We start from the raw sequence: 347 nt of genomic DNA on the forward strand, positions 1-347 counted from the left end.
TCTTCGTAGTTCTCGTCGAAACCGTAAATTTCTTCCCTGCCTAATGCGTCGGTAACGCGGGTGTAGCCGTCACGGTAGTCGAACGTCCATGCTTCGCCGAGGTTGGTATGGCTGTTGAGTACCTTGCCGTCGGTGTCGTAACGGTCGTATTCGTAACGCGATACCAATCCGTCGGGCTGGTTGTGCTCGATCATGATGTGGTTGCGGTAGGCGAAACCGCGCAGACGTTTGCCGTCGCGGTCGTAAACGGCGGTCAAATCGCCGTAGCCGTCGTAGCCGTAGCGCACCAGTTCGCAGCTGTTGAAAGTAACCGAGGTAAGGCGGTTGACGTAAAGGTTATCGTCTTT

The 347-nt window shown here is 55.3% G+C and carries 1 pseudogene; it reads right to left on the reverse strand.

The window, feature by feature from the left end:
• A pseudogene (locus tag Q0X97_RS11855) lies at nucleotides 1-347 on the reverse strand (RHS repeat protein); the annotation flags it as partial.

It is taken from the genome of Neisseria sp. MVDL19-042950 (assembly GCF_030504625.1).
Classification (GTDB): Bacteria; Pseudomonadota; Gammaproteobacteria; order Burkholderiales; family Neisseriaceae; genus Neisseria.